We start from the raw sequence: 25,009 nt of genomic DNA, 5'->3' as shown, positions 1-25,009 counted from the left end.
TGTACCGGCGCTCTTCACTCCAACAGGTGATGGAGGGAAGAGCGCCGGTGTGCCGTGGTGCGTTCGGGGTCAGTCTCTGCCGGGGTCCGACGGCTCCCGGATCAGGCGTCGATGCGCGAGCGGTCCAGGGTCGCCGCGGAGCTCGTGATGAACTCCTTGCGCGGGGCCACCTCATTGCCCATGAGCAGGTCGAAGACCTGCTCGGCCGAGTCCAGGTCGCCGATGTTGATCCGGCGCAGGGTGCGGTGGCGGGGGTCCATGGTGGTCTCCGCCAGCTGGTCCGCGTCCATCTCGCCGAGGCCCTTGTAGCGCTGGATCGAGTCCTTGTACCGGATGTTCTTGCGCTGGTACTCCAGCAGGGTCTGGCGCAGCTCGCTGTCCGAGTACGTGTAGACGTACTTGTCCTGGCCCTTCTTCGGCTGGACCAGCTCGATCCGGTGCAGCGGCGGCACGGCCGCGAAGACCCGGCCGGCCTCGACCATCGGCCGCATGTACCGCTGGAAGAGCGTGAGCAGCAGGCAGCGGATGTGCGCGCCGTCGACGTCGGCGTCGACGAGCAGCACGATCTTGCCGTACCGGGCGGCGTCGATGTCGAAGGTCCGGCCCGAGCCGGCTCCTATGACCTGGATGATCGCCCCGCACTCGGCGTTCTTGAGCATGTCCGAGACCGAGGACTTCTGGACGTTGAGGATCTTGCCGCGGATGGGCAGGAGCGCCTGGAACTCCGAGTTCCGGGCGAGCTTCGCGGTACCGAGGGCGGAGTCGCCCTCGACGATGAAGAGCTCGCTGCGGTCCACGTCGTCGCTGCGGCAGTCGGCCAGCTTGGCGGGGAGCGAGGAGGTCTCCAGCGCCGTCTTGCGACGCTGCGCCTCCTTGTGCTGACGGGCCGCGATCCTGGTCCGGGCCGCCGCGACGATCTTTTCCATCACGGCGCGGGCCTGCTGCTTGTCGTCGCGCTTGGTGGAGGTCAGGAAAGCCTTGAGCTCCTTGGCGACCACGGCGGCGACGATCCGGGTGGCCGCGGAGGTGCCGAGCACCTCCTTGGTCTGGCCCTCGAACTGCGGCTCGGCGAGCCGGACGGTGACGACGGCCGTCATGCCCTCCATCGCGTCGTCCTTGACCACGTCGTCCTCGGCGACGCGCAGCAGCTTGGCCGAGCGCAGCACCTCGTTGACGGTCTTGGTCACGGAGCGTTCGAAGCCGGTGACGTGGGTGCCGCCCTTGGGGGTGGCGATGATGTTCACGAAGGACTTGACGCCGGTCTCGTACCCCGTGCCCCAGCGCAGGGCGATGTCCACGCCGAGCTCGCGGGTGACCTCGGTCGGGGTCATGTGGCCGCGGTCGTCGAGGACCGGGACGGTCTCCTTGAAGGTGCCCGATCCGGTCAGCCGCAGCACGTCGCAGACGGCCTTGTCCTGGGCGAGGTACTCGCAGAACTCGCTGATGCCGCCGTCGAAGCGGAAGGTCTCCTCGGTCTTGCCGGCCCCGTCGATGCCGCGCTCGTCGCGGACGACCAGGGTCAGGCCGGGGACGAGGAAGGCGGTCTGGCGGGCGCGCTGGTAGAGCGTCTCCAGGTTGAGCCGGGCGTCCTTGAGGAAGATCTGGCGGTCGGCCCAGTAACGGACCCGGGTGCCGGTCTTGCCCTTGGCGACCCGCTTGACCTTGCGGAGGCCGTTGGCGGGGTCGAAGGGGCTGTCGGGGCCCTGCTCGGTGAACATGCCCGGGACGCCGCGCCGGAAGCTGATGGCGTGGGTCGAGCTGTTGCGGTCGACCTCGACGTCGAGGCGGGCGGAGAGGGCGTTGACCACGGAGGCGCCGACGCCGTGCAGGCCGCCGGAGGCCGCGTAGGAGCCACCTCCGAACTTGCCGCCGGCGTGCAGCTTGGTCATGACGACCTCGATGCCGGACAGGCCGGTCTTGGGCTCGACGTCCACGGGGATGCCGCGGCCGTTGTCCCGGACCTCGACGGAGGCGTCCTCGTGCAGGATCACCTCGATGTGGTCGCAGTAGCCGCCCAGGGCCTCGTCGACGGAATTGTCGATGATCTCCCACAGGCAGTGCATGAGGCCCCGGCTGTCGGTGGAGCCGATATACATGCCGGGGCGCTTGCGGACGGCCTCCAGCCCTTCGAGGACGAGCAGGTGCCGCGCGGTGTAGTTGGAACCGTCCCGGTCTGCTCCGGACAGCAGCGCGCTGGAAGGCACGGACGTGTCGGCGGTCACGCAGTTCGCTCCTCGCTGAATTTCTTTTCTGGCCCGGTCGGGCGCAGGGGTGGCTCGGGTGCCGCTCGAAGGGTACCGAGGCCAGGTAGAGCCGATGCAACGCCACCCTCGCGCATTCTTCAGCCTAGTCCAGATCCGTACGGATGTTCGATCCCCCGCGCGGGTGAAGGAAACATCACGTTCCCTTCCGCGCATGAACCATTTAGGGTTCGGGCACGTCCTCATGAACAACCCGGCACTCACGCCGGGGGAGGATGGAACTGCAACAAGCGCACGACTGACAACGCGAAACCGTAAAGCAACGCAATACGGCTCCTTCGCCGCCAACCGGCAACAGCCGGCCAGCTTCGGAAGGAAGTTTCGAGGAAAAGCCGCGAGCGGGAACGTTTTCGGCCTGGTTGGATGTTGACCCTGGTACGACAGCTCGTCGAGCTAGAGAAGAGGCGACGTGACTACTGTTCTGACACCCGCGACCCCGCTGACGGCCGCTGACCGATGCGACCGTTGCGGCGCCCAGGCATATCTGCGCGTCGTCCTGCTGAGCGGCGGTGAACTGCTCTTCTGCGCCCACCACGGGCGCAAGTTCGAGCCGGAACTCAAGAAGATCGCCGCGGAAATACAGGATGAGACCGAGCGGCTCACGTCCGCTCCGGCTGCCCATGCCGAACCCGAGGACCGCTGACACAGGCCTGCACCTCGCATCCGACGAGCCAGGACCGGCTAGGCCGGTCGACGGGCGGCACTCCTGAGACCCAGGAGTGCCGCCCGTCCTCACGTCCGCGACCCCGCAGCTAGGACACGCGATGCCCCTGTACGGGCCCTGCGTGCGCCCCTGAGGCCCCGCGGCCACCCCACCCGATGCCCTGGACCTCCCCGGGCTGTGCGCCCGTCTCCGGGGCCAGTACGAAGTCGACCAACGGGGCGACCCGCGTATAGACCCCGGGGCTGTCGGCACGCCCGCAGCCCCGCCCCCACGAGACCAGCCCGATGAGCCGGCCCTGCGCCACCAGCGGCCCGCCACTGTCCCCCTGGCAGGCGTCCTTGCCGCCGCCGCTGTCCCCCGCGCACACCATGGACTCCGCCCGGTACTGCCCGTCCGCGTCCCCGGGGTAGGCGCGCTCGCAGACCTCGTCCGCCAACACCGTCACCGCGGCGGCACGCAGCCCGTACGCGTAGTCACCAAAGCCGCTCGTGTCGCCCCAGCCGTACACCGCCGCCCCGGTCCCCGCCGCGTAGGCGGAATGCCCCGCCCCCGCCATGGGCAGCACGTAGTGGGCCGGTACCGACTCGGCCAGCTCCAGGACGGCGAGGTCCCCGGCATTGCTCGCCGGGTCGTAGGCCGGGTTCACCCTCGCCCTGCGCACCGCGATCTCCCGGCCCTCGGCCGCCCGGAGCTCCGTACGCCCGGTGATCACCCGGAAGTCGGCCACGGATTCGACGGGGCCTCCCAGCACCTGGCTGCCCAGGCAGTGCGCCGCCGTCAGCACTCTGGTCGGGGACACGACCACGCCTCCGCAGAACTGCCCGCCCCGCGTACCCCCGAACCGGTCACGGCTGGCGAGGGCGACGACCCAGGGGCTGTCGGCCACCTTCACCGGCTTCCCGCCGATCACCACGCTGTCCGCGGCCGCCTGTGGCACCTGGGCGAACGGCGCCGCGGCCGCTCCCGCCGCCAGGGTCAGCGCTCCCGCCAGAGCACGGGCAAAGGGACGACGCATGAGGCCTCCTGACTCCGAGTGTTCATGACTCCACCCAGAGTGGGTCGCCCGGTGGCCGAGCGCACCCGCGCGGCCACCGTCGTCCTGTCGTCCCCATCTGCTGTCGACGGCGCCCGGAGCCGCCGAAAGCCGCCCGGTCAGTCCAGGTAGTCGCGGAGCACCTGGGAGCGGGACGGGTGCCGGAGCTTCGACATCGTCTTCGACTCGATCTGACGGATCCGCTCACGCGTGACCCCGTAGACCTTGCCGATCTCGTCGAGGGTCTTGGGCTGGCCGTCCGTGAGGCCGAACCGCATCGAGACCACACCGGCCTCGCGCTCGCTCAGGGTGTCGAGCACCGAGTGCAGCTGCTCCTGCAGCAGCGTGAAGCTCACCGCATCGGCCGGGACGACCGCCTCGGAGTCCTCGATGAGGTCGCCGAACTCGCTGTCGCCGTCCTCACCGAGCGGCGTGTGCAGGGAGATCGGCTCACGGCCGTACTTCTGGACCTCGATGACCTTCTCGGGGGTCATGTCGAGTTCCTTGGCCAGCTCCTCCGGGGTGGGCTCGCGGCCCAGGTCCTGGAGCATCTGGCGCTGGACACGGGCGAGCTTGTTGATGACCTCGACCATGTGCACCGGGATGCGGATGGTGCGTGCCTGGTCGGCCATGGCGCGCGTGATCGCCTGGCGGATCCACCACGTGGCATAGGTCGAGAACTTGTAGCCCTTGGTGTAGTCGAACTTCTCGACCGCGCGGATCAGACCCAGGTTGCCCTCCTGGATCAGGTCCAGGAAGAGCATGCCGCGGCCCGTGTAGCGCTTGGCGAGGGAGACGACGAGGCGGAGGTTGGCCTCCAGCAGGTGGTTCTTCGCGCGGCGGCCGTCCTCGGCGATGATCTCCAGCTCGCGCTTGAGCTTGGGCGCCAGCTTGTCGGAGTTCGCCAGCTTGTCCTCGGCGAACAGGCCCGCCTCGATGCGCTTGGCGAGCTCCACCTCCTGCTCGGCGTTGAGGAGGGGGACCTTGCCGATCTGCTTGAGGTAGTCCTTGACCGGGTCGGCGGTGGCGCCGGCGACCACGACCTGCTGGGCGGGGGCGTCGTCCTCGTCGTCGGAGATGACGAAGCCCTTGTTCTCCCCGCCCTCCTCCTCTTCCTCGGCCTCGGCCTTGACGGCGTCCGGACCCTCGTCCGCGGTCTCGTCCTCGCCCGCCTCGTCCGCGTCCTTCTTGGCGGCGGTCTTCTTCGCCGCCGTCTTCTTGGCAGCGGTCTTCTTGGCGGGGGCGGCCTTCTTGGCCGCCGTCTTCTTCGCCGCCGTCTTCTTGGCGGCGGGCTCCGTTCCGGGCTCTCCCGCGAGCGCGTCCACGATCTCCGGGTCCGCCGCCCCGGCTGCCGGGACCGCGGTGGCCGCGGGCTGCGCTGCCGTCGTCCTGGCCGCCGTCTTCTTGACGGTCTCGGTGGCCGTCCGCTTGGCGGGGCTCTTGGCTGCGACGCTCTTGCGGGTGGTGCGCTTGGGCGACTCCGCGGCACTGACCATCAGCGTCACACCCTCTTCCTCGAGGATCTGGTTGAGGCTGCGCAGAACATTCTTCCACTGGGTCGCAGGAATCTGGTCAGCCTCGAAGGCCCGACGCACGTCATCGCCGGCGATCTGCCCCTCGGCCTTGCCCCGCTCGATGAGCGCCATCACAGACTCGGAATCGGCGATCTCCGGCGGGAGCGTACGGGATGTGCTGGCCGACACGAACAACCTCTCGGAACGATGGGAACGGCTTCCGACCCCGGGCCTGGTGGTGCTGGACCGGTGCCGACGACCACCAACCGGGGATGGGCCGGCGGCGCGGGCAGGGGCCGGGGAGCTGCACAGCACCCCCAAGGGCTGCTGTCTTCCCTCCGTCGGCCATCACCTCTTACGTCATCGCGTGACCTCGCAGAGCGTTACGCCCAATATTCGTGGCCCGAGTCACACCCCGTACGCACGAGTGCCGCTCCTGTGGTCATACCCGGTGCTTCGCGCGTGCCGAACCACCACGAATAGGGGCCTCACGCCGGTGTCGCCGGACCCGACCGGGCCCGGCGACACGTTCTGCACCCCCGCGCCCCCGCGCGTCCGCCCGTCAGTGCTCGCGCGGGGCGGGGACCACGCGCTCGACCTCCGGATGAACCGTCAGGAGCTGGCGCATGGCGTTCTCGGCGCCCGTCGCGTCACCCGCGGCGAGGGCCTCCACCATCCGCGCGTGGTGCGCGACGCAGGTTTCGCTCGGGCGGTCGCAGGCGGTGATCGGGCTGCCGGAGACCTGGAGGGCGGCGGTGACGATGCCGGAAAGGTGCTCCAGCATGCGGTTTCCGGCGACCTGGATCAGGAGCGCGTGGAATTCGTTGTCGGCGCGCGCGAAGGTGATCGCGTCACCCTGGCCGAGGGCGTGGCCCATGATCTCGACCATGTCCGAGAGGCGCTGCTGGATGTCCGGACGACCGTGGCCGGCGGCGAGGCGGGCGGCGAGCGGCTCGATGGTCCAGCGGAGCTCACCGAGCTCGCGGCGCTGGTCGTCGCGCTGGGGGCCGAAGGCGCGCCATTCGATGATGTCGGGGTCGAGCAGGTTCCAGTCGGCGACGGGGCGGACCCGGGTGCCGACGTTGGGGCGGGCGCTGACGAGGCCCTTGGCCTCCAGGACCCGCAGCGATTCGCGGACGACCGTGCGGGAGACCTCGAAGCGCTGGCCGATCTCCTCGGGGACCAGCGGGCGGTCCGCACCGAGGTCGCCGGAAACGATCATCTGGCCGAGCTGCTGGACGAGTTGGCCGTGCAGTCCGCGTCCACGGCTGCCTGCCGCTCGGCGGCCGACGCGGCTCAACTCGACGTCGGCACCGTCCCAGTGGGGCGCTCCGACGCGGTCGGACCCGGGGGTCTCCGCGTAGGGGTAGCGGTCGAGTTCGCCCGGGCCGGCGAGGCCGGAGTCGGCGTGGCGGGCGGCGGTCATCATGGTGTGCGCAAGGGTACTCACGAATCCTTTGTCGGCCGTGCCTCCATGACCCTTGAGGTCTTTGGTGAAAAGCACACGAAAGGGTGATCGGTGCCACCTACGCAATTGACGACTTATCGTAAAGAACCAGACGTTTTGCGGGGAGTTGCGGTCCGCTTGACGTGACACGGACCGCAACGGTCCCGTCCGCGACTTCTCCCGAACCGGAACGATCACCAACGGACCCGGCTGCGCAGTCCGGTGAACCCATAGGCGCACAACAGGACCATCAGCGACAACACCAGCGCGGTCCCGACGGGTTGGGCCATCACCCGGAGGGCCCCCACCAGCAGGCGGTCGACCTCCGGCGGCCACTGCCCCCAGGTCAGGCCGCGCAGGCGGGACCCGAGCCCGGTCGACGGGTACGCGGACGAGCCCTCCAGTACCTTGCGCACCAGCGGAACCACCATCACCGGCACGGCGAGCACCGCGGCCAGTCCCGCGGTGGCGGACCGGAAGACACCGGAGGCCAGTACGCCGGCCCAGGAGCAGCCGACGAGCAGCCCGGCCCAACTCACGGCCGGGGAGAGCCACTCCACCGGGGTGCGCAGCGGACCGCTGTCGAAGACCAGCGCGAGGGCGGCGGCGTCGGCGGCCACCGTCAGGGCGCCCAGCAGCAGCGCGAGGGCGGCACTGACGCCCAGCTTGGCCGTGAGCAACCCCATCCGGCGGGGCACGGTGCCCCGGTCGGCGGCGAGGGCGGGGTAGCGGTACTCCTCGCCGAAGGCCAGGGCCCCGAGCAGGCCCGCACCCAGGGCGGCGGGCGGTAGTGGCAGCAGTTCGGGCCAGGCGGCGAGCAGCCGGTTCTGCGGGGTCTGCCCGGTCCGGGCCAGCACCAGGGCGGTGAGGACGGAGACGACGACGACGAGGGCGGCGGTGAGGACGGGGGTGGCGGTCCCGAAGACCCGGAGCAACTCGTAGCGCAGGGGACGCAGCGGGCCGCCCACACGGCGCACGGCCGAGGTCGGACGCCCGGAGCGGATCTGCCGGGGGTGTTCGGCGCAGGCCCCGTCGACGGCCTCGGTGGGGGCCGCGTCGGGCTCCGGTGACGTTCCGGCCGAGGTGCGCGCGGCCGGGACCGGCGCCGTCGGCGCACCGGCGTCGCCCGTCTCGTCGGCGAGCTGGTGGACCAGCACGCCGTTCCGGAACGCCGCCTCGCCGATCTCGGCGCAGTTGCTGCCGTACACCGACAGGCGGCTGCCGCTCTCGGCGACGATCTCCACCGAGCGCCGGGCGGCCCTGGCTTCCCGGCCCAGTACGTCGGCCAGCCGGGCCGCGTGCGGGGTGCGCACGGCGACCCTCGGTCGCAGCCTGGTCCGGGCGAAATCGGCCGCGTCCTGGTCGGCGACGAGCCGGCCCGCCTCGATGCTGACGACGCGGTCGGCGCTGCGGGCGGCTTCCTTGGCGTCGTCGGTGGTGAAGAGCACCGCGCCGCCGAGGGAGGCGTGGCCGCGCAGCAGACCGTGCAGCCAGCCGCGTTCGCGGGGGGAGAGTCCGGCACCCGGCTCGTCGAGCAGCAGGGTGCACGGATCGGCGAGCAGCGCCGAGGCCAGTGCGACCCGGCGCTCCATGCCGAGCGACAGCGAGCCGAGCCGTTGGTCCCGCAGTCCCGCGATGCCGACGACATCCAACATGGTGTCGGCCCGGGAAGCCGGCACCCCGGCCGCGGCGCAAAGCATCCGCAGCTGGTTGCGGACGGTCCGCGCGGGGTTGCCGGGAACGTCGCCGAGGAGCACTCCGACCTCACGGCCGGGGTGCGGGATCCGGTGCAGCGCGCGGCCGCGGAAGTAGGTGACGCCGCGGCCCGGTTCGAGTTCGAGCATGAGCCGCAGTGCGGTGGTCTTGCCCGATCCCGGCTCGCCGAGCAGGGCGGTCACTTGCCCCGGGCGGGCCTCGAAGGTGAGGTCGTCCACGAGGGGCGGGGCGTCGGGGCGGGGCTTGCTGGTGAGTCCGATGGCCTGGAGCATCGCTTCTCTCGCGGGGGGTGAGACCGCTCAGCGGCAGGGTGGGTACCGCAAGCAAGATAACGCGATATGTCCGATATTCGGCGCAACCGGTCCGATGGAATGCCGATACTGCGACCGGGCCCCGCACGGACGGCGGGTCCGGACCCGGTACCGGACCGGGTCCTGGGACCAGCCCCGGTCCTAGGACCGCGCACGGCGGTCCCACGGCTACCGACGACGCCTCGTACGCCGCGGCGTCAGACTTCCGGACGCAGCATCGGCGGGTTGAGGAGGGTGGCCCCGCCCGCCCGGAACAGCTGGGCCGGACGCCCACCCTGACGGGTCGTCGTGCCTCCGGCCGGCACCAGGAACCCGGGGGTGCCGGTGACCTTGCGGTGGAAGTTGCGCGGGTCGAGGGACACGCCCCAGACCGCCTCGTAGACCCGGCGCAGCTCGCCGACGGTGAACTCCGGCGGGCAGAAGGCAGTGGCCAGCGAGGAGTACTCGATCTTCGAGCGGGCCCGCTCCACACCATCGGCGAGGATTCGGGCGTGATCGAAGGCGAGCCCCGTGGCGGCCTCGTCGGTGTCGGCCAGCACCTCGTCGACCGGGGCCCAGCGCGCGCTGTTGGCGTCGCCCCCGGCCCGGGGCGCAGGCAGGTCCGGAGCCAGCACCAGGTGCGCCACGCTGACGACACGCATCCGCGGATCCCGCTTCGGATCGCCGTAGGTGGCCAGCTGTTCGAGGTGCGCCCCGTTGCCCGCGCCGGGCAGGGCGGGGTCGTGCGCGCACAGGCCCGTCTCTTCGGCGAGCTCCCTGGCCGCGGCCCCCGCCAGGTCCTCGTCCCCGCGGACGAAGCCTCCGGGCAGCGCCCAGCTCCCCTGGAACGGCTGCTCACCTCTCCGGACGACCAGCGCGCAGAGCGCGTGGCGCCGCACGGTGAGCACGACCAGGTCGACGGTGACGGCGAAGGGCGGATAGGCCGACGGGTCGTAGGGCGACATGCCGCGATCATAGTCGTCTGCCTGACGATAAACAGCGCTTTGGTGACCTTGAAGACAGCGCCCCGAAGGCGAGGGGCCTCCGATCGATCGGACGGTCCGGCCTGAACGGGGTGAGCGTGCTCAACCACCCAACTGGAGCACATCGGCCGCCTCCTCCACCATGCCGAGGCCGAGCCGGCTGATCCGGACGGCGAAGGGCTCCCCCGCCACCCGTAGGCCCGAGAGCCTGAGCCCGCCCAGGGGGGCTCCGGAGAGGGGCGCGAGGGCGACCGTGCCCGCCGGGGCGTCGGGGCGGATACCGGCGAGGACGGTCAGCGCATGGATCCCGGCCGCTGCGGCCACTGCAGCCGGGCGGCAGGCCGCCGGGTGCGGCACCGGGGCGCTCCCCGCGGTGCGCTGCTCGGCCGCGAACATCTCCGGTAGCCGGTACCCGAAGGCCTCCGCCGCGTCCAGCAGGCCTGCGAGCAGGCCGGCGGCCTCCTTCTCGAAGCCGGCCTGGGCCAGGCCCGCCACGGCCACCGCACTCTCGTACGGCCGCACGGCGCCCGAACGGTGACCGAACGGGTTGTGTCCCGGCTCCTTGACGGCCATGCTCCGCAGCCCCCATCCGGAATCCATGGCGGGGGCTCCGAGCAGCCGGGCCAGCTGCTCGGCGCGGGTGCGGTCCAGGAGACCGGGGGCGAGCCTGCCGCCGCTGAGCAGCCCGGTGTCGAGCAGGTGGGCGGCGGCCCCCGTCAGTCGCGGCAGCGGCCTCCCGTCGGGGTGGAGGGCCGAAGCGGGCCGGCCGCCGTCCGGACCGTCGATCCAGAACCCGGCCCGGAACCGTTCCCGCAGCCCGACCGCCCGCTCCCGCCACTCCTCTGCCCCGGGCCGTCCGCACGCGGCGAGCAGATCGGCGCCGAGCACGGCGGCCCGATGGGCGTGGGCCTGGGTCTCGCAGCGCCGCGGACCCGGGTCGGGATCGGCCAGGAAACCGTCCTCCCCCAGCGCACCACGCAGCCAGAGCAGGCACCGCTCGGCGGCCGGAAGCAGCCGGGCCACCTCCTCTTCGGGCATGCCCCACAGCCGGGCCTCGGCCAGCACCACTGGGAACGCCAGGGTCGCCTCGGTGCCGGTGCACCCCGGTGGAAGCTGCGCGCCCGCTCCGCGCAGCGGGCCCGGGATCTTCCCGAGGTCGGGTCCCCGCTCTTCGCTCTGGGTCCGGGCGAGAATGCGCAGGGTGGCCGCGGCGAGACCGGTTCCGAGCGGCAGCGCCATCCGGGCGGCCCAGAGCGATTCCGCCGGGGCCAGGCCCAGGCGCCAAGGCGCTCCCGCCGCGGCGAAGGCGTCGCCCGGCTCCTCGGGGTCCCGCAGGAGCAGCGCGCCCAGGTCCTGGACGCTGGTCCGAAACCATGCCTCGGCCCTCGGGTCGTCCCCTTCGGCCCGGGCGTCGGCCAGCGGGTTGGCCACCTGCCCGGCGGGGGCCCGCCCCACCCGGTGCTGGGTGGTCCGCAGCTCGATGGTGCGGGATTCGCCGGGAGCCAGTTCGAGCTGCCAGCGCAACAGTCCCGCCGAAGCCAGCGCGTCGTCCGGCGGCGGGTCGGCCGCGGTCACGGCCTGCGCCTCGCCGGTGCTCCAGCGCAGCCCGGCGGCGTGCACCCCGGCGGGCAGCTCCGGCCCGGCCCGCCCGGCGGCCACGGCGGCCAGCTCCGCGAGGTCGGTGCCGAGCAGCACCTCCACGGGCAGGCGTACCGGCCGGGCCGCGAAGCTGCGCAGGGTGATCCGCTCGGTGCCGTCCGCGTACCGGACCCTTTCCACACCGATGTCGGGGTCGGGGCCGGGCTCGGAGCCGGTGCGCACGGTAGCGGTGAACGCGGCCCGGTCGGCAGCGAGGCTGCGCCCTTGTACGGCGACCGGGTCCCGGCCGCCGACACGCAGTACGCAGCGGGAGAGTAGGCGGCGGCCGGACCGGTAGATCCCGTCGATCCCGCGCCCGGTCAGCTGGCCGTGCTCCGGGGAGATGACCAGACAGGGCGCGGCGACGCAGATGACGGCGCCGTGCACGGGCGGCAGTTCGGACCTACGGGCGGCGGGCGCGCCGGGTGGACGGGGAGGTGCGGGGAGGGACATGTGTCGCCTTGTCTGCGCTCCGGTCGGTTCAGCTGGGCGGCGGCGCGGCCGGGGCCGCACCACCCCCCAACTGAACGCCCCCACCCCCGCCCGGGTCACGGGCCCGGGGGCCGTCCGGGCGTGCCCGCGGTGACGCCCCCGCCGCCGGGGCAGGCCCAGGGCGTACCGGAGCAGTCGCACCGGACCGCCGGACGAAGTGAACCGGTGCGCGCTCACTGGTCGCTCCCCGCAGTACGGCGGGACCCGCGGCGGGGGTCGAGCGGCCCCGTCGGCCGGGAGGACGGGTACCGGCCGAGGAACGCCGCCGGGGCTCCCGGCGGCGCCGTTCCTCCCGCAGGCACTGCCGCAGCCCCTCGGGGTCGATCCCTTCGTTGCACGCGTGGTGGAGCAGCTGGGCGAAGCGGTACTCGGCGTCCGCCCGCAGGGCCAGGCCGAAGGCGATCCGGGCGGTCGGCTCGTCCCCCGTCGACCACGACACCCAGCCGGCGAGGGTGAGCGGGGCCGCGGCGTGCTCGCCGTAGGCCCCGACGCAGCGCCGGGCCAGGGCCCGCCACAGCCGCAGGGCCGGGGCCGCGTCCTCGTCCTCCATCCATTCCGCCGCAATGTCCCGGATCTCGCGGTCCTGGAGGCCGAGGATCAGTGAGGCGGCCTCGTCGTGGCCGAGCAGCGCGTCGTCCCAGTCGTCGGCGTGGGCCCCGCCCTCGGCGGGCGGTGCCAGCGCCAGGCGCCGCATCAAGGTCCGCGCCAGGGCGATGGTCTCGGCGCCGACCTCCCCTCGGGTGGCCCCGTCGAGGATCTTGGGCATCAGGGCGGCGGCGGCCCGGTCGAGGGCCCGTTCCGCCTCCTCGGCCACGGCCCCGCGCAGCGGTGCCATCCTGCCCTCGATCTCCTTGAGGGAGCCCCGGACCTGGAGTCCGGCGAAAGTGGCCGTCGCCGCCAGCACCGAGGTACCGACGGCGGCCAGCCGGCTGCCCTCGGCCGGACAGCACCGCTCGTCGGGACATACGTAGGACCAGAACCGTCCCTCGGACAGGCACAGGGCCTCCAGTACGGGCACGTCCAGTGCGCCGCAGGCCAACCGGATCCGCTGGGCGAGCGGCCGCAACCTGGCCATCACCCGCCGACCGTTCTCCTCCTCGCTCGGCTCCTGGCACAGGTAGACGACGATGCCGTCGGGCTTGCCGCCGCGCCGTTCGCTGCCCGTGATCAGGCATTCGGCGACCTGTCGGGCGGTGTCCTCCCATTCCGCGGACGAGCTGGGGATGCCGACGCGGAGGCGGCCGCCGAAGCGCCCGCCCTCGCCGTGCACGGCGACCATGACGAGGGAGTCGGTCGGGTGGAAGCCGAGCATGTAGGGCAGCGCGTCAGCCAGTTCGGCCGGGCCGCGCAGGGTGATCTGGGGTCCGGTGGTGGCTCCGGCCGGACTGATGGAGGGCCGGTCGGACGGGGTGCGTGATTCGTGGTTGTTCGTCATGCCAAGAAGGTCCCGCGCATGATCCGATCCCGAAAGCCCTGTGGATAACTCCCGCCGCCCCCGTCCACAGGCCCGGAGCGGCATTGGCGCGATGTCGGAGGCATCGGGTTGCATGGGGGTATGAACGCAGACCTGAGGTCCTCGGCCGACTCCGTACTAGCCCGTCTCGTGGGCGACCCCACGGGTACCGCCAGGCTGCGCGAGGACCAGTGGCGGGCCATCGAGGCCCTCGTGGCGCACAAGCGGCGGGCGCTGGTGGTGCAGCGCACCGGCTGGGGCAAGTCCGCGGTGTACTTCGTCGCCACCTCACTGCTGCGGGCGAACGGCGCCGGCCCCACCGTGATCGTCTCCCCGCTCCTCGCGCTGATGCGCAATCAGGTCGAGGCCGCGGCCCGGGCCGGAATCCACGCCCGCACCATCAACTCCGCCAACCCCGAGGAGTGGGAGGGCATCCAGGCCGAGGTGGCGGCGGGTGAGGTCGACGTCCTGCTGGTGAGTCCCGAGCGGCTCAACAACCCCGATTTCCGCGACCAGGTCCTCCCCAAGCTCTCCGCCGCGACCGGGCTGCTCGTGGTCGACGAGGCGCACTGCATCTCCGACTGGGGTCACGACTTCCGCCCCGACTACCGCCGGCTGCGCACGATGCTGGCCGACCTACCGCCGGGCGTCCCCGTGCTCGCCACGACCGCCACGGCCAATGCCCGCGTGACCGCCGACGTCGCGGAACAGCTCGGCACCGGGGCCGGTACGGACGCTCTGGTGCTGCGCGGCCCCCTGGACCGCGAGAGCCTGAGCCTGGCCGTGCTGACCCTGCCCGACGCGGCGCACCGGCTGGCCTGGCTCGCCGACCACCTCGGGGACCTGCCCGGCTCCGGGATCATCTACACGCTGACCGTGGCGGCCGCCGAGGAGGTCACCGCCTACCTGCGCCACCGGGGGCACACCGTGGCCTCGTACACCGGCAAGACGGAGAACGCCGACCGTCTGCAGGCCGAGGACGACCTCCAGGCGAACCGGGTCAAGGCGCTCGTGGCCACCTCCGCCCTCGGGATGGGCTTCGACAAGCCCGACCTGGGCTTCGTGGTGCACCTCGGCTCGCCCTCCTCCCCCATCGCCTACTACCAGCAGGTCGGCCGCGCGGGCCGTGGCGTGGAGCACGCGGAGGTCCTGCTGCTCCCCGGCCGGGAGGACGAGGCGATCTGGCAGTACTTCGCCTCGGTGGCCTTCCCGCCGGAGGAACAGGTGCGCCGCACGCTCGACGTCCTGGCCCAGGCCGGCCGGCCGCTGTCGCTGCCCGCCATGGAGCCGCTGGTCGATCTGCGCCGCACCCGGTTGGAGACCATGCTCAAGGTCCTCGACGTCGACGGCGCCGTGCACCGCGTCAAGGGCGGCTGGACCTCGACGGGCGAGCCCTGGGCCTACGACGCCGAGCGCTACGCGTGGGTCGCCCGCCAGCGGGCCGCGGAACAGCAGGCCATGCGCGACTACGCCGCGGCCACCGGATGCCGGATGGAGTTCCTGCGCCGCCAGCTCGACGACGAGGAGGCGGCGCCCTGCGGCCGCTGTGACAACTGCGCCGGGGCCCGGTTCACCGCGGAGGTGTCCACCACCGCGCTGGACACCGCGCGCGGTGAACTCGGCCGCCCGGGCGTGGAACTGGAGCCGCGCAAGATGTGGCCGACCGGGCTCGCGGCGGTCGGCGTCGACCTCAAGGGGCGCATCCCCGCCGGGGAGCAGGCCTCGACGGGCCGCGCGCTGGGTCGGCTCTCCGACATCGGGTGGGGCAACCGGCTGCGCCCGATGCTCGCCCCGCAGGCTCCGGACCAGCCGGTTCCGGACGACGTGGCGCAGGCCGTGGTCGCGGTGCTCGCCGACTGGGCCCGGGGCCCCGGCGGCTGGGCGTCGGGGGCGCCGGACGCGCCGGCCCGGCCGGTGGGCGTGGTCGCGCTCCCCTCCCGCAGCCACCCCCAGCTGATCGGTTCGCTGGCCGCACGGATCGCGGAGGTCGGGCGGATGCCGCTGCTCGGCGCGCTCGCGTACACCGACCAGGCCCCGGAGTTCGGGTCGGTGTCCTCGAACAGCGCGCAGCGGGTCCGGGGGCTCCACCAAGCCCTCACCGTGCCCCCGGCGCTGGCCGATGCGCTGGCGCAGTCCGCGGGCCCGGTGCTGCTCGTCGACGACCGCACGGAGAGCGGGTGGACCATCGCGGTGGCTGCCCGACTGTTGCGGCGGGCAGGCGCGAAAGAGGTGTTCCCGCTGGTGCTGGCGCTTCAGGGATAGCCGAATGCGTCATCTTCGGCGCGGCGGGGCAAGGATATGAACGGCATACCGGCGAATTCCGGTCGGCGGCGTCAATTGCTCGTTGCCGCGCGCTCAGAAGCCACGCGAGAATTGGGGGGCTCCCGCTCGGCTCCTCGGCACCCTCCTGGGCCGCGCTGCGGCGCGCCCTGACTCCACCGTGCCCGTTCGCGGGCGTGTACCCGAAGGGAGGACCGTGACCTTCGGATTCGCGCCGCCCCCGACCACGTCCCTGGCTACAGCCACCGGCGGCACAAGCCGTCACGGCAGACTGCTGGAACCCGCGGAATGGACAGCGGCGGGGATTCCGCTGCTCAGCAATCCGCGCGAGATCGTGAGCGGGCTGCACTCCCGGCACAGCCCCGTGCCCTCGACCGCGGTCATCGCCGTCCTCGGCCCGGAGGAACAGCTCGTGGCGAGCGCCTCCTTCGTACAGCGGTCGACCTCGGCCGACGGCTGGGAGTACCGCAACGCCCTGCTGTCGCGGCTGCGCCGGGTCCTGCCGCACGACCTGCGCAGACGGACCCCGGTGCGGACGGCGGTGCTGCTCTACTGCCGCGAGGGCGATGAGCAGTGGACCGAGGAGGACGGGGCGTGGATGTGGGGGCTGCGGGACGCCTGCACCCTGCACGGTCTGCGCTGTGGCGCGTACATCACGCTGACCCACGGGGGCTGGCAGGTGGTGGGCGAGGGCCGTGGCGGTCGGCGCCCGAGCTCCGACTCGCGGCCGCAGCGCCTGGGTGACACCGTGGCCGAGTTCTCGCCGCTGGCCCTGCACACCGGGGGCGGCGCGGTCGAGGCCCTGCGGCGGACCGCCGCGCGCTGACCCCGGGAGGCCCCCGCGGCTACGGCCCGTGCCCGGGTGGCTGGCCGCGCCCGGGGGGCTGCCACCCGTACCACCGCAGGGTCGCCGCCCTGCTTGCGGGCATGCCTCACGGCCGTACACCCAGGAACGGGCGTACGGCGGATCAGGCCTCGGGCTCCGACTCGGGCCCCGGCGCGGGCTTCAGCGGGGCCGACCCGTGGCCCGCCCCGCCCCTCGCCCGTGCCGGGGTACAGGGCGTCAGACGCCCGCACCCAGCACGGAGTTGATCTGCTGCGGGTCACCGCACACGATCAGCAGCGCACCCGCCCGGGTGAGCGCGACCGGCAGGGCGCCCGCGATGGCGTCGACCGCTCCGCCGTTGGCCGCGAAGACCACGACGGGACGGCCGGCGGCGCGCTGGACCTGCGCCGCGTCCGCGTAGAAGACGTCGTCCCCGGCGTCGTGCAGGGCCCAGTACGCGGCCTCGCCGAAGGACAGCTCGTGCGCGGCCCACGGGTGCGGGTCGCCACTGGTGAGCACCAGGATGTCGCCGGGCGCGCGCCCGGTGTCGAGCAGCAGGTCGACGGCCTCTTCGGCCGCGTCCAGCGCGCCCTCGGCGGAGGCCGGGATCAGCTGGATCTGCGGCACCGCCGCGGAGACGGACGGTGCGGTGGGGGCAGCGGCAGGAGCCGCGGGAACGGGTCCGGGGGTGGCCTGCGGCGCACGCTGCGCGGGCGGTGCGGGCCGGGCGGGACCGGGGCGGCCGGGCCGCGGTACGGCGGCGGGACGCGGACCAGGTACGGGGCGGGGGGTCTGCGCGGTGCGGCTCGCGGCCGGCGTGACGCGGGGACCCTGGGCACTCTCGTGAATCTGAGGCTCCTCGATGGCGGGGGTGAGAGGCATGAGTTGATATCTATCAAACACCGGTACGAAACGTACCGGTCGGTGGCACACACGTGCGATCAGAAATCGAAGCCGAGTTGGCCTCCGTTTTCCAGCTCCATCGACTCCTCGCTGCGGCGCACCTTCTTGAGATGGCGCCACCGCGGCAGCGCGTCGAGGTACGACCACGAGAGCCGGTGGTAGGGGGTGGGCCCCAGCTCCTCCAGAGCCGCCCGGTGCACGGGCGAGGGGTACCCGGCGTTGGCGGCGAAGGCGAAGTCCTCGATTCCACCGCCCCGTTCACCGAGTTCGGCCATCATGCGGTCGCGGCGGACCTTGGCGATGACCGAGGCCGCGGCGACGGCGATGCAGGACTGGTCGCCCTTGATCACCGTACGGACCCGCCAGGGCGGGCCGAGATAGTCGTGCTTACCGTCGAGTATCACCGCGTCGGGCCGCACCGGCAGCGCCTCGAGCGCGCGCTCCGCCGCCAGTCGGAGGGCGGCCGTCATCCCCAGTTCGTCGATCTCCTCGGGCGAGGAGTGCCCGAGTGCGTACGCGGTGACCCAGTCCTCCAGGACATCGAGCAGGGCATCGCGCCGCTTGGAGGTGAGCAGTTTGGAGTCGGTGAGCCCGGCGGGCGGCCGGCGCAGGCCGGTGATCGCCGCACACACGGTGACGGGTCCGGCCCAGGCCCCTCGTCCGACTTCGTCGACCCCGGCGATGACCTTGGCGCCGGTGGTTGCACGGAGGGAGCGCTCGACGGTGTGGGTGGGTGCTTCGTACGGCATGGCGCCAGCAAGGTTACGCCGCCCCGAGCCCACTGCACACCCCCGCCCCGGTCCGACCCGCCCGAGATCCGACGCGAACCCCGCTCCGCGCGCCCCGCGCCACCCCCGTCACGTCTCACACCCTGAGCAGCGGCACCATCACCTCGTCGATCAGCGCCGCGATGTCCGCATCTTCCCATTCGCTTCCGCACACCTTGGCGCGAAACATGAGCATCGCCGGAATGACATCCACGACAAGCGGACCAGTCGCGTCCGGTCGCACGTCACCCCGCCCGATTCCGCGCTCCACAAGCTCCCTGATCAGGCGCTGGGCCGGCTCGTGCAGACCGGACCAGATGACTCCGCGAAACCGATCGACATGCATGTGATCGCATTCGTGAAGCACTGACCGCAGGGCCTGCCCGGCGCGCGAGTGCATGACGTCCCGCATGCCCACACACAGCAGATAGAGGTCCTCGCGGATCGAACCACAGTCGGGAATGTCACCGATCCGCGGCAAGCCGCTCCGCAGCGCATCGACCACCAGGTCCGCCTTCGACGGCCAGCGACGGTAGAGCGCGGCCTTGCCGGTGTGCGCGCCGGACGCGACACCCTCCATGGTGAGCGCGTTCCAGCCGACCGTGCTCAGCTGCTCCAACGCGGCGTCGAGAATCGCCCGTTCGAGCTCTGGACCCCGTCTACGCCCCGGCGACGCCGCTGACCAGCGCGAACCCACCATCTTCCCCGCCTCCGACCGGCTTGCGCGTTCGACGCACATATTTTCAGCCTTAGTGAACGCTTGCGTTCACTAAGGCGCGACTCCTACCGTGGACCCGCAGTGAACGAATGCGTTCACTATTTCACTTTGGGGGGGATCCTCAGTGACAAGCTCTCAACTCGACACACCCCGGATACCGGGCGCGGCACGCCGGGAGGGGCGCCCCGGAGTGGCGCTCGCCGTCATCGCCGCGTGCCAGCTCATGGTCGTCCTCGACGCGACGATCGTGAACATCGCGCTCCCACACATCCAGAGCGCCCTCGACTTCACCACCACCGACCTCTCCTGGGTGCTCAGCGCCTACACCCTCACCTTCGGCGGCCTGCTGCTGCTCGGCGGCCGGGCGGGCGACATCCTGGGCCGTCGCCGCGTGTTCCTGGCCGGAATCCTGCTCTTCACCTTGGCCTCCCTGCTCGGCGGCTTCGCCCAGGAGCCCTGGCAGCTACTCGCGGCCCGCGCCCTGCAGGGGGTCGGCGGCGCGATCGCCTCGCCGACCTCGCTCGCCCTGATCACCACGACCTTCCCCGAAGGCCCAGAGCGGAACCGGGCGTTCGGAGTGTTCGCCGCCGTCTCCGCAGGCGGCGGTGCGATCGGCTTGCTGACCGGCGGCATGCTGACCGAGTGGCTCGACTGGCGCTGGGTCCTCTTCGTCAACGTGCCGATCGGCGTGCTGATCGCGGTCCTCACCCCGCTCTACATCACCGAATCCGAGCGCCACCCCGGCCGCTTCGACATCGCCGGAGCCCTCACCTCCACCGGCGGCATGGCCTCGCTCGTGTACGGGTTCATCAGCGCCGCGGAGAAGGGTTGGCGCGACGCGGTCACCCTCGGTTCGTTCGCCGCGGCCCTGGTCCTGCTCGCGCTCTTCGTCGTCATCGAGTCGCGGGCCCGCGAGCCGATCGTCCCGCTGCGCATGTTCGCCGACCGCAACCGCACCGGCACCTACGTGATCATGCTCGGCCTCGCCGCCGCGATGTTCGGCATGTTCTTCTTCATCGTCCAGTTCGTGCAGAACGTACTGGGCTTCTCCCCGATCCAGTCCGGACTCGGCTTCCTGCCCGTGACGGTGGCCATCATCACCGCCGCCGGCCTCTCGCAGCGCTTCCTGCCGCGCTTCGGGCCCAAGCCCTTCATGGTCCTCGGGTCCGCGCTCACCGGGACCGGGCTGGCCTGGCTGACCTTCATCCGGACCGACAGCTCCTACGTCTCCGGAGTGCTCGGGCCGATGCTGCTGTTCGGCTTCGGCATGGGCCTCAACTTCGTGACCCTCACCCTCACCGCCGTCTCCGGCGTGGCGCCGAAGGAGGCGGGTGCGGCCTCGGGGCTGCTCAACGCCAGTCAGCAGGTCGGCGGCTCGCTCGGCCTGTCCATCCTGGTCACGGTCTTCGGTACGGCCAGTCGTGACGAGGCCGTCCAGCAGGTCCCGTCCTTCATGGCGCAGGCGGACCCCGAACAGATCGCCGCCTTCAAGGAGACCGGTTTCCTGCCCGACCCCTGGGGCGACCTGGTCCTCGCCCACGGCATCTCCACCGCGTTCTACGCCGCAGTCGCCATGGCGGGCCTGGCACTGGCCACCGCGCTGCTGGTGATCAGGGTGCGCAAGAGCGACCTGGAAGCCCTGGCCGGCGCTGCCGCGAAGGCCGGTCCGGCCGCCTGAACGAGGTCTTCCGTACGGCGTCGGGCCGGGCGCGGGGAACGATCCCCGCGCCCGGCCCCGTACGCATTCGCCCCGGAACCTCCGTGGGGCCGACCAGGGTCGAAGGGGACGGCCTAGTACTCGACGCGGCTGCCGAAGGAACCCAGGCGCGAGCAGACCTCGTACGAGGCGGTCACCGGACGCTCGCGCAGGATCTGCCGGGCCCGGTACTCGCCCATGCTCATCGCGTACCAGGGCACGTCCCCGGCCTCGGCCATCTCGTCGTTGATCCCGCGCAGGGCACAGGACCGCTGCGGCTCGGGCAGCCGGTCCAGGGCGGGAACGGCGTCCGCCGACAGGGACTGGAAGTAGGAGAGGTCGATCTTCGCGTCCGCCTCGAAGCGTGCCACGTTCCGCTCGGCGATCATCCCGTCCGGGGAGAGCAGTCCGAAGGCCAGGACGGCCGCGGCCGCGCTGGCCGCGAACGCGCGCGCCAGCCAGCGTCCGCCGAACAGCCCGGCCGCCATGATCAGTACGATGACCAGCCCGAGCCACAGCTCCATCGCGGCCACCGACACACGCAGCCTGGTCAGCCCGTACGCCTCCACGTACAGGTCCATCCGGCGCAACGCGGCGGCGACGACGACGAGCGTCAGCGCGCACAGCACCCCGAGGACGGCGCGGACGAAGCGACGGTCGCCCGCTCCGGAGCGCGGGGCCCAGCGCAGGGCGAGCGCGATCACGGCGAGGGTGAGCAGGGTGGCCCAGAGCAGCTGCCAGAAGCCCTGGCGGGCGTACTCGGCGTAGGTGAGCCCGGTGCTCTTCAGGACCTTGTCGTAGCCGCCGAACAGGACCGCCAGCTGGACGGCGTTGAAGCCGGCGAAGAGCAGGTTGAGCACGATGAGCGGAAGGGCCCATTCGACGCGGGAGCGCGGCTTGCCCGGGGCCACCTCGATCCGGTCCCAGCGCAGCGGGGCCGCGGCGGTGCGGGCCGCGGCGAGCGCGAGGACGGCGCCGAGGAGGAAGAGCACGAACCGGACGGGACCGTCGTCGACCGATACGTCGGGCAGCAGGTCGCCCAGCAGATCGGCGAATGCCGCGTCGGCGGAGGCGAACAGCGCGCCGAAGAGCAGCAGCAGGGCGACGGCCACGACGGTCGCCTTGGCGACGGGCAGCCAGCGGTCCTTGCTGACCCCGCCACGTGAGCGCAGCCCGGTCACCAGCCAGCCGATGCCGGACACGGCGGCGTCGAGGAACCCGAGCGGGCTGAGCAGGACGCCCGGCCAGGTGCGGCTGCCGTGCAGGGCGAGCGCACCCAGCAGGACGGCGGACAGGATCGCCAGCGTGGCCGGCCAGGCGGAGTCGCGCAGGGCCGGTACGGCGAGCAGGGCGAGACAGCCGATCACCCAAGCAACGGTCCAGGGACGGGCGCTGCGGCGGGCCGCGCGGGCGGCGACGTACGCCGCGACGACGGCGGGCACCACCGCGAGCAGCAGGCCGGGGCCCATGCCGTCGCCGAGCAGCAGCGCGGTGGCGAGACCGGAGGCGAGGACGGCGACGAGGGTCGCGGTCCGGATGGGGGCGGCCTCGGCGGGGCGCACCAGCGTGACCCAGGAGGGCGAGGCCGAGCGTTGCTGCACCTGCCAGGGGTTCCCGGGCACTGCGCCGGCCTGCGCCCACGGCGGTGGGCCGGCCACGCCGGTGTGTCTGCCGCCGGCCGGTTGGGGCCTAGCGGGCGGATCCCCGGCCGTGGCTTCTGCGTTGACCGCGTCGTCGGTCCGGGCTTCGTTCGCCCCGCCGGTGTTCTCTGACATCGGGTTCCCTCCCCTGTCGGCCGCCCCGGAGTTCAGGTTGGGGCGGCGATGCGGACAGAGTAGGCCGGCGCGATGCAGTTTTGAACAGGATCAAAAGAGTGCTGTGGCAGGACCGTGACAATCGGAGGGGGATATTCACTGCACGCCGAACGCACCAGAGGCGCCAAACGCTTCGAAGGCACTGGACGGATCGAAGGCTCCGCACGCGCCCGAAGTACTGGACCGCGCCAACTCCCCGCGCCGTCGGATCCGTCCACGGGCCTCAGCCCGCGGCGACCTCCGGCAGCCAGGCCGGCAGTGCCTCGGTACGCGCCAGCCACGCGGCCGGCAGCACGGCGTCGCCGCGCGCCCCCAGCACCCCGCCGACGATCGCGCAGGTCGTGTCGACGTCCCCGCCCACCTGCGCGGTGGTCCAGAACGCCCGCTCGTAGTCGTCCAGCGCCCGCGCCGCCGACCACAGGGCGAAGGGCACGGTGTCGTGCGCGCTCGTGCGCCGCCCGCAGCCCAGGACCGCCGCGACCGTGGTGGCGTCGCCGTAGTCCAGCATGTCCCGCGCGCGCCGCAGCCCCGCGCCCACCGCGCTGCGCGGCACCAGTGCGATGACCCCGTCCAGCAGGTCGGAGGCCTTCGGTGGACCGTCGGTGCCCGCGGCCAGTGCCGCCGCAGCCGCGACGGCCATCGCCCCGCACACCGCCTCGCGGTGCTGGTGGGTGGTGTAGGCGGAGATCTCCGCCTGGTGGGTGGCCTGCTCCGGGTCGTCGGCGTACCAGGCACCGAGCGGCGCGATGCGCATCGCGGCGCCGTTGCCCCACGAGCCCTGCCCGTTGAACAGTTCGGCGGCCAGCGTGCGCCAGTCCTGCCCCTCCCGCACCAGACGCAGCATCCGGTTCACCGCGGGCCCGTATCCACGGTCGAAGTCGTGGTGGTGGGCGAAGGAGCTCGCGAGCGCGTCCTGGTCGATGCGCCCGTGCTCGGCCAGCACGGCCACCACCGAGCAGGCCATCTCGGTGTCGTCGGTCCACTGCCACGCCTCGGGGCCGGTGGGCAGCTCACGCCGCTTGAGCAGCGGGTAGTTCACGGGGACGAAGTACTGGGAGCCCAGGGCGTCACCCAGCGCCAGCCCTCGGAGGCTGGCCATGGCGCGCGCGTAGCGCCGTTCGGGAGTGGAATCAGGCGTCATCGCGGGCCACTCTAGCCGTCCAGGTCATAAGGCTCGGGTGTGGTCCACCGCTCAAACGGGCGGTCCAACCGGTACCGGCCGTCCGGGCCGAGCAGGAGCACCCGGAATTCGCCGTTGCCCGGATTGGACAGGGCTTCGAATTCGGCCACGGACCAGTGGAACCAGCGCATGCAGAACAGCCGCATCGTCAGCCCGTGCGTCACCAGCAGTACGTTCTCCGGATGGTCGGGTGCCTCGAAACTGCGGTAGAGGCTTTCCAGGAAGGACCCGACCCTGTCGTACACGTCGGCCCCCGACTCGCCCTGCGCGAACCGGTAGAAGAAGTGTCCGTACGCGTCCCGGTACGCCTTCTGCAGCCGTACGTCGTTCTGGTCCTGCCAGTTCCCCCAGTCCTGCTCGCGCAGGCGCGGCTCCTCGCGCATCCGCACCCGCGTCGGGTCCAACCGAAGTTCCCGGAAGGTCTGCAGCGTACGGCGGTACGGGGAGACGTACGCGCTGATCGTCTCGGTGCCGAAGAGCTCGCGCAGCCGGACGCCTGTCGCCGCCGCCTGCTCGCGCCCGGTAGGGGTCAGCCGCAGGGCGTGGTCGGGTTCCCGCTCGTACACCGAGTCGTCGGCGTTCCCCTCCGATTCCCCGTGTCGGACAAGGACGATGCGCCGTGGTCGAACCATCCCACGACCCTATTCGGCCTCCGGGTGGCCCGCCGACCGGGCACGCCGATCGACCCCCGGCGGTCATCGTACGGTCATACCGTCCAGGAGGGTTCGAGGTCGACGACATCGCCGGTGAGGGCCTCGACATCGGCCTGGATCTGGGCGCGGAGGGAGAGCCTCTCGACCCGCTCCTGCCGGTACTTGCCGTGCTCGGCGGCGGCGTGCCACATCGAGAGGACCAGGAACTCCCGCCCCGGAGCCTCCCCGAAGAGACCCCGGACCATGCCGGGCGAGCCCGCCATCGCCGGATTCCACACCTTCTCCTGCATGAGGGCGAAGTGGTCGACCCGGCCCTCCCGGACCCGTGTGTGCGCGACCCGTACGACGTCGGCATCGGTGAAGCGCGGCTCGAAGCCGGTCTTCACGTCGAAGCGGTGGTCGAAGAGCGTGACCCGCAGATCGGTGTAGGTGCCGTTCTGGGAGGCGGCCAGCCGGTCGTGGGAGCGGGCCATGAAGGAGTCGTAGAAGGGCCGGCTCTCCCAGAACGCGAAGACATGCGCGACCCCCTGCCGGCCCCGGCTCCAGCCGCCGCCCTGCCCCCGGAATCCCGGCTCACCCGGCAGCCCCGCCCATTTTCGCTGCCCGCGCTCGAACCCGCGTCGGTCCGTCACCGTGCAGCGAATCCACTTGACCAGCACGGCGCCATCGTACGGGCCAGGC

At 72.3% G+C, this 25,009-nt stretch carries 19 protein-coding genes; 4 read left to right on the top strand and 15 right to left on the bottom strand.

From position 1 onward, the window contains the following. Positions 1–101: 101 nt before the first annotated feature. Positions 102–2,222: a type IIA DNA topoisomerase subunit B gene (locus OG594_RS32170; RefSeq protein ID WP_266605723.1), complete on the bottom strand. Its 2,121-nt coding sequence runs from the start codon at positions 2,220–2,222 to the stop codon at positions 102–104. Positions 2,223–2,670: 448 nt separating this feature from the next. Here OG594_RS32170 and OG594_RS32165 point away from each other — a divergent pair, with 448 nt between their 5' ends. Continuing rightward, positions 2,671–2,904 (top strand): hypothetical protein, encoded by a 234-nt coding sequence (locus tag OG594_RS32165; RefSeq protein WP_030028922.1) that lies wholly within the window; start codon positions 2,671–2,673, stop codon positions 2,902–2,904. Positions 2,905–3,013: 109 nt separating this feature from the next. Here the strand turns inward: OG594_RS32165 and OG594_RS32160 are convergent, their stop codons facing one another. The 7 genes from OG594_RS32160 to OG594_RS32130 form a co-directional block, all read right to left on the bottom strand. After that, positions 3,014–3,940, bottom strand: coding sequence for a serine protease (locus OG594_RS32160; RefSeq protein WP_266605720.1), 927 nt, complete (start codon positions 3,938–3,940; stop codon positions 3,014–3,016). Between the two features lie 137 nt (positions 3,941–4,077). Continuing rightward, positions 4,078–5,661, bottom strand: coding sequence for an RNA polymerase sigma factor (locus tag OG594_RS32155; RefSeq protein ID WP_266605718.1), 1,584 nt, complete (start codon positions 5,659–5,661; stop codon positions 4,078–4,080). A 373-nt stretch (positions 5,662–6,034) separates the two neighbouring features. Beyond that, complete coding sequence (locus OG594_RS32150; protein ID WP_266605716.1) at positions 6,035–6,922, bottom strand: FadR/GntR family transcriptional regulator; 888 nt, start codon at positions 6,920–6,922, stop codon at positions 6,035–6,037. 191 nt (positions 6,923–7,113) lie between these two features. Beyond that, entirely contained in the window at positions 7,114–8,907 is a 1,794-nt protein-coding gene (locus OG594_RS32145; RefSeq protein ID WP_266605714.1) for an ABC transporter ATP-binding protein, read from the bottom strand. A 236-nt stretch (positions 8,908–9,143) separates the two neighbouring features. Further along, entirely contained in the window at positions 9,144–9,890 is a 747-nt protein-coding gene (locus OG594_RS32140) for an NUDIX domain-containing protein (protein ID WP_266605712.1), read from the bottom strand. A 120-nt stretch (positions 9,891–10,010) separates the two neighbouring features. After that, positions 10,011–11,999: a glycogen debranching N-terminal domain-containing protein gene (locus OG594_RS32135; RefSeq protein WP_266605710.1), complete on the bottom strand. Its 1,989-nt coding sequence runs from the start codon at positions 11,997–11,999 to the stop codon at positions 10,011–10,013. A 28-nt stretch (positions 12,000–12,027) separates the two neighbouring features. Then, the gene (locus OG594_RS32130; protein ID WP_266605708.1) at positions 12,028–13,473 is read right to left on the bottom strand and encodes a DUF4192 domain-containing protein; all 1,446 of its coding nucleotides are present in this window, start codon (positions 13,471–13,473) and stop codon (positions 12,028–12,030) included. A gap of 120 nt (positions 13,474–13,593) precedes the next feature. Here OG594_RS32130 and OG594_RS32125 point away from each other — a divergent pair, with 120 nt between their 5' ends. Both OG594_RS32125 and OG594_RS32120 read left to right on the top strand, forming a co-directional pair. Further along, positions 13,594–15,753, top strand: coding sequence for a RecQ family ATP-dependent DNA helicase (locus OG594_RS32125; RefSeq protein ID WP_266605706.1), 2,160 nt, complete (start codon positions 13,594–13,596; stop codon positions 15,751–15,753). Positions 15,754–15,967: 214 nt separating this feature from the next. Beyond that, positions 15,968–16,597: a hypothetical protein gene (locus tag OG594_RS32120; RefSeq protein WP_266605704.1), complete on the top strand. Its 630-nt coding sequence runs from the start codon at positions 15,968–15,970 to the stop codon at positions 16,595–16,597. Between the two features lie 237 nt (positions 16,598–16,834). Here OG594_RS32120 and OG594_RS32115 read toward each other — a convergent pair whose 3' ends face one another. The 3 genes from OG594_RS32115 to OG594_RS32105 all read right to left on the bottom strand — a co-directional run bounded on the left by OG594_RS32115 (position 16,835) and on the right by OG594_RS32105 (position 18,967). Next, on the bottom strand, positions 16,835–17,479 hold the full coding sequence (locus OG594_RS32115; protein ID WP_079406339.1) for a hypothetical protein: 645 nt from the start codon (positions 17,477–17,479) through the stop codon (positions 16,835–16,837). A 59-nt stretch (positions 17,480–17,538) separates the two neighbouring features. Beyond that, a complete protein-coding gene (locus tag OG594_RS32110; protein WP_266605700.1) occupies positions 17,539–18,249 on the bottom strand; it encodes a ribonuclease HII in 711 nt (236 codons plus the stop codon). A gap of 115 nt (positions 18,250–18,364) precedes the next feature. Beyond that, positions 18,365–18,967: a TetR/AcrR family transcriptional regulator gene (locus tag OG594_RS32105; protein ID WP_266606661.1), complete on the bottom strand. Its 603-nt coding sequence runs from the start codon at positions 18,965–18,967 to the stop codon at positions 18,365–18,367. A gap of 142 nt (positions 18,968–19,109) precedes the next feature. Here OG594_RS32105 and OG594_RS32100 point away from each other — a divergent pair, with 142 nt between their 5' ends. Continuing rightward, positions 19,110–20,663 (top strand): MFS transporter, encoded by a 1,554-nt coding sequence (locus tag OG594_RS32100; protein WP_266605698.1) that lies wholly within the window; start codon positions 19,110–19,112, stop codon positions 20,661–20,663. A gap of 113 nt (positions 20,664–20,776) precedes the next feature. Here the strand turns inward: OG594_RS32100 and OG594_RS32095 are convergent, their stop codons facing one another. The 4 genes from OG594_RS32095 to OG594_RS32080 form a co-directional block, all read right to left on the bottom strand. Further along, the gene (locus OG594_RS32095; RefSeq protein ID WP_266605696.1) at positions 20,777–22,456 is read right to left on the bottom strand and encodes a DUF4173 domain-containing protein; all 1,680 of its coding nucleotides are present in this window, start codon (positions 22,454–22,456) and stop codon (positions 20,777–20,779) included. A 262-nt stretch (positions 22,457–22,718) separates the two neighbouring features. Next, positions 22,719–23,636, bottom strand: a complete 918-nt coding sequence (locus OG594_RS32090) for an ADP-ribosylglycohydrolase family protein (RefSeq protein WP_266605694.1) — start codon at positions 23,634–23,636, stop codon at positions 22,719–22,721. Between the two features lie 11 nt (positions 23,637–23,647). After that, positions 23,648–24,307, bottom strand: coding sequence for a histidine phosphatase family protein (locus tag OG594_RS32085; protein WP_266605692.1), 660 nt, complete (start codon positions 24,305–24,307; stop codon positions 23,648–23,650). Positions 24,308–24,381: 74 nt separating this feature from the next. Then, the gene (locus OG594_RS32080) at positions 24,382–24,987 is read right to left on the bottom strand and encodes a YdbC family protein (RefSeq protein ID WP_266605690.1); all 606 of its coding nucleotides are present in this window, start codon (positions 24,985–24,987) and stop codon (positions 24,382–24,384) included. Positions 24,988–25,009: the final 22 nt, after the last annotated feature.

It is taken from the genome of Streptomyces sp. NBC_01214, assembly GCF_026340975.1.
Classification (GTDB): Bacteria; Actinomycetota; Actinomycetes; order Streptomycetales; family Streptomycetaceae; genus Streptomyces.
The sequence above is the reverse complement of the archived record's forward strand: the minus strand, read 5'-3'. Positions and strand labels throughout refer to the sequence as shown.